Genomic DNA, 3910 nt, shown 5'->3' on the forward strand with positions numbered 1-3910 from the left:
CCCCCGCGCGCACCCGCCCAGTCCGCCACGAAGGCATGCAGAGAGGTGGAGCCCGCGACGACCACGTAACTCACGACATGGAAGACGAAGAAGGCGTAGGGCGCACGCGTCAGCGGCTTCCGCAGGATGACAGCCGCGACGGCGATCGTCACCGCCGCGAGCGCGAGCACGATCAGCGCCGCGAGATCGATACCCCTCGCCCCGGCGGCCACGAGATGGAACCCCGCCATCACCACGCTGAGGACAAGGCCGTAGATCAGGAAAGCGCGCACGCGTGGACTTGCCGTGGCCATCACTATGCCCCCTCACAGCGTTGATGCGCCGTCATCCGTCGAACAGGGACAGCCAACCAGGAAGGCATGTATGCATGCCCCGTGACGGTGTGTTTTGCATGCGGCGGGTGAGTGCCGCCGCATGCGTGGGTCACCCCCACCACGACCGGCGTCGAGCCACGGGGTTAAGGTCCTGCCGTCGACCGCCGCCCCGAGAGGGCGCACAGAGTCAGGATGCCGCGACGAACCGCACCCGATCGGGTGCCACGCTCACTCGCACGGCGTCTCCCGGACCGAGGCCCGCGGCCACGCCCGGCGCCACCTCGGCAGCCCCGCGGTTGGTGACGACGCGCACGCCCGACGGCGTCGGCTCGAGGTGCGACACGATCGCGGGGAATCCTTCTCCCAGCCGCAGGTCCGATGCGCGGAAGACGGCGGCCAGCGCGACCCCGTCGCTCCCGACGAGAGCGCGAGAGGCGGCATCCGTCGACTCCAAGCGCATTCCGGCCCCCTCCCAACCGCCCGCGCGCGCCACACCGACGAGCCGCTCGAACCCCGCGATCTTCGCGGCGACCTCGGTCGTCGGGGCGGACAGCACCTCGCGCACCGGCCCTTCCTGGGTCACCCTTCCTCGCTCGACGATCACGAGCCGGGCGGCCAGCGCGGCCGCGTCGACCGCATCGTGCGTGACGGCGACGGACGTGACCCCGGCGAGGCACTCGCTCAGCATCGCGCGGATCTCCGACGCGGTCACGGCATCCAGTGCCACCAGCGGCTCGTCGAGCAACACGACCCGGGGCGCCGCGGCGAGCGCGCGGGCCACCGCGACGCGCTGCTGCTCGCCGCCCGAGAGCTGTGCCGGACGGCGTTCCCCCGCCCCCGGGAGTCCCACCCGGGCCAGCCAGTCGTCGGCGGCGGATCGAGCGACGGATGCCGCCACCCCGGCCGCGCGCGGACCGAATGCGACGTTCTCGCGCGCGGTCAGGTGCGGGAACAGGCGCGCGTCCTGACCCAGCAGGACGATCCCCCGCCGCATCGGGGCGGTGCGCACGCGCGGAGCGCGGTCGAGGACGCGCCCGTCGAGCGCTATCTCACCCCCGTCGAGGGGCGTGAGTCCGGCTAACGCCGTGAGGAGCGTCGACTTGCCCGCACCGCTGCGTCCCATCACGGCGATGGTCTCGCCCGGCGCCGCCTCGAGGGCGATGTCGACGGTGAAGTCGCGACGACGCACGACGACGTGGGCGGTGAGGGCGGCCGCCGGCCGGCGCGTGCCGGGGTCCGGCGGGGCGGCACCGGCCCCCGCGGCGTCCCGTCGATCGCGGCGGGGCCTCGTGGCATCCGGGTCCGTCATCGCCCCACCCCCGGTCGCCAGCCGCGCACGAGCAGCAGCACCGCGACCGCCGTGACGAGCAGGAGCAGCGACAGCGCCACCGCCGTGCCCTGCGAGACGCCCGCGCCGTTGAACGCGGTGTAGATCGCGAGCGGCATGGTCTGCGTGACACCCGGGCGGTTGCCCGCGAACAGGGCGGTCGCCCCGAACTCGCCGATCGCGCGGGCGAAGCAGAGGACGACACCGGCGACGATCCCGGGGGCCGCGAGCGGGAGGGTGATCCTCCGCAGGATCGTCGCGCGCGACGCGCCGAGCGACGCCGCCGCCCGCTCGAACTCCACGCCGGTGCTGCGCAGGGCCCCCTCGACGGCGAGCACGAGGAACGGCAGCGCGACGAACACCTGCGCGAGCACGACGGCGGGCGTCGTGAACGGCAGGCCGAGGGCGCCGAACCACCCGTTGCGTCCGAAGAGGTAGAGCAGCGCGACGCCCCCGACCATCGGCGGCAGCACGAGCGGCACGGTCACCACGGCCCGCAGCAGAGCGGCGGTGCGTGCGGGACTGCGAGCGATGACGAGGGCGAGCGGGATGCCGATGACCGCGCACAGCACCGTGGCGAGGGCTCCCGTCGCAAGCGACAGGCCGAGCGCCGAGATCGCGGCATCCGACGTCACATCGCTGACGAGCGTGCCCCACTCGACCCGGGCGATGAGCGCGGTCAACGGCACGAGAAGGAAGAGCAACCCGGCCACCGCCGGCACGATCAGCCAGCGCGGGACGTACCCGGCCGATCTCATGGGGCGCGGAACCCCGCATCGGCGAGGATGCGCTGACCGTCGTCCGACAGCACGAAGGCGACGAACGCCGCGGCCGCATCGGGGTTCGGAGCATCGGCGAGGGCCGCGATCGGGTAGCGGTTGACGACGGCGTCGGCGCCGTCGGGCACGATGGCCTCGACGTCGTCACGACCGGCGACGTCGGTGGCGTACACGAGTCCGGCATCGGCCTCGCCCGCGGCGACCTTGGTCAGGACGGCGGTGACGTTCTGCTCCGAGCTCGCCGGGCTCACCCTGACGCCCGCGTTCGACAGCAGCGTCTGCGACGCGGCGCCGCACGGCATCTCCGGCGCGCACAGCACGGTGGTGACCCGCGCGAGGTCGGCGAGCGCCGATACCCCGCCGGGATTGCCCGCCGGCACCGCGATCACCAGGGTGTTGCCCGCGAAGATCTGCGGCTCCGGCGCCTGAGCCGACACCTTCGCCATGTTCTTCTCATCGGCCGACGCGAACACGTCCGCGGGGGCGCCCTCGCCGATCTGCGTGGCGAGCGTGCTCGACCCGTCGTACACGGCGCTCACGGTGACCCCGGGGTGCGCGGCCTCGAACGCCGTCGCGATCTCGTCGAACGAGCGCTGCAGTGACGCGGCGGCGTAGACCTCGAGGGTGCCGCCGAGCTGATCATCGGATGCCGCGGGCTCCGGCGCGGGGCTGGCACAGGCGGCGAGGAGGGCCGCGGCCGAGAGGACGGCGGAGAAACGGAGGAGGCGGCGCACGGGAGATCCTTACGGCGCCACGCGCCTCTCGACAGTGATCCGCATTCGCGGAGATCACGATCGAATATATCCGCTTTTCTCGCTCTCGGGCCTGCGGGAGAGGCCCCGTGTGACACGAGGACGGTCGCCGACGGGCCGAACTCCTGAGAAATCCCGAGGACGTGGCATCCGCGCCGCCTCTCCGCGCCCCGCGACGGCGAAACTCAGGAGTTTCGCTCGCCTCGCGTCCGAGCGCGTCAGCCCCGCGGCGCCTCCACCGTCACGACCGTCGCCTTGACCGACGCCACCGCCAGCGAGCCGGGCTCGAGCGCGAGTTCCTCGGCGGCCTCGGCCGACATCAGCGACACCACCCGGTGCGGGCCGCACTGCAGGTCGACCTGCGCCATCACCCCGTCGATCTGCACGCGCGTGACGATCCCGACGAAGCGGTTGCGCGCGCTGGATGCGATGCCGGTGGGATCTTCCGGTTCGTCGGCGAGGGCCACCGCGCGCTCCGCGAGGGCGGCCCCGGGGATCTCGACCGGCGACGCCCCGGTGGTGGGCAGAACGCCCTGGTCGATCCAGCGGCGCACGGTGTCGTCACTGACCCCGAGCAGGCGGGCGGCCGTGGCGATGCGGAAGGTGTTCGGCATGCGATGACCGTATCGCCCGGCCCCCTCCTTCGCGGCGCGAGCGGGCCCCCGAGCCACGAGCCGTCGTCCGCCCCCGGATCCCCTCCCGGCAACGGCCGCGCCCGGGCACCGCGGTGGACGAATC

5 protein-coding genes are annotated in these 3910 nt (G+C 73.4%); all 5 read right to left on the bottom strand.

From position 1 onward, the window contains the following. The coding region (locus tag NS220_RS17965) for a hypothetical protein (protein ID WP_206543043.1) at positions 1 to 293 on the bottom strand (293 nt) is incomplete at its 3' end. A gap of 208 nt (positions 294 to 501) precedes the next feature. Further along, entirely contained in the window at positions 502 to 1623 is a 1122-nt protein-coding gene (locus tag NS220_RS17970) for an ATP-binding cassette domain-containing protein (protein WP_081323262.1), read from the bottom strand. Then, positions 1620 to 2399 (bottom strand): molybdate ABC transporter permease subunit, encoded by a 780-nt coding sequence (modB, locus tag NS220_RS17975; RefSeq protein WP_058625353.1) that lies wholly within the window; start codon positions 2397 to 2399, stop codon positions 1620 to 1622. The genes NS220_RS17970 and modB overlap by 4 nt, the downstream gene beginning before the upstream one ends. After that, positions 2396 to 3154 (bottom strand): molybdate ABC transporter substrate-binding protein, encoded by a 759-nt coding sequence (modA, locus tag NS220_RS17980; RefSeq protein ID WP_058625354.1) that lies wholly within the window; start codon positions 3152 to 3154, stop codon positions 2396 to 2398. Before modA ends, modB begins: the two co-directional genes overlap by 4 nt. Before the next feature lie 236 nt (positions 3155 to 3390). Beyond that, positions 3391 to 3786: a TOBE domain-containing protein gene (locus NS220_RS17985; protein ID WP_058625355.1), complete on the bottom strand. Its 396-nt coding sequence runs from the start codon at positions 3784 to 3786 to the stop codon at positions 3391 to 3393. Positions 3787 to 3910: the final 124 nt, after the last annotated feature.

The sequence above is a fragment of the Microbacterium testaceum genome, assembly GCF_001476655.1.
Lineage (GTDB): Bacteria > Actinomycetota > Actinomycetes > Actinomycetales > Microbacteriaceae > Microbacterium > Microbacterium testaceum_C.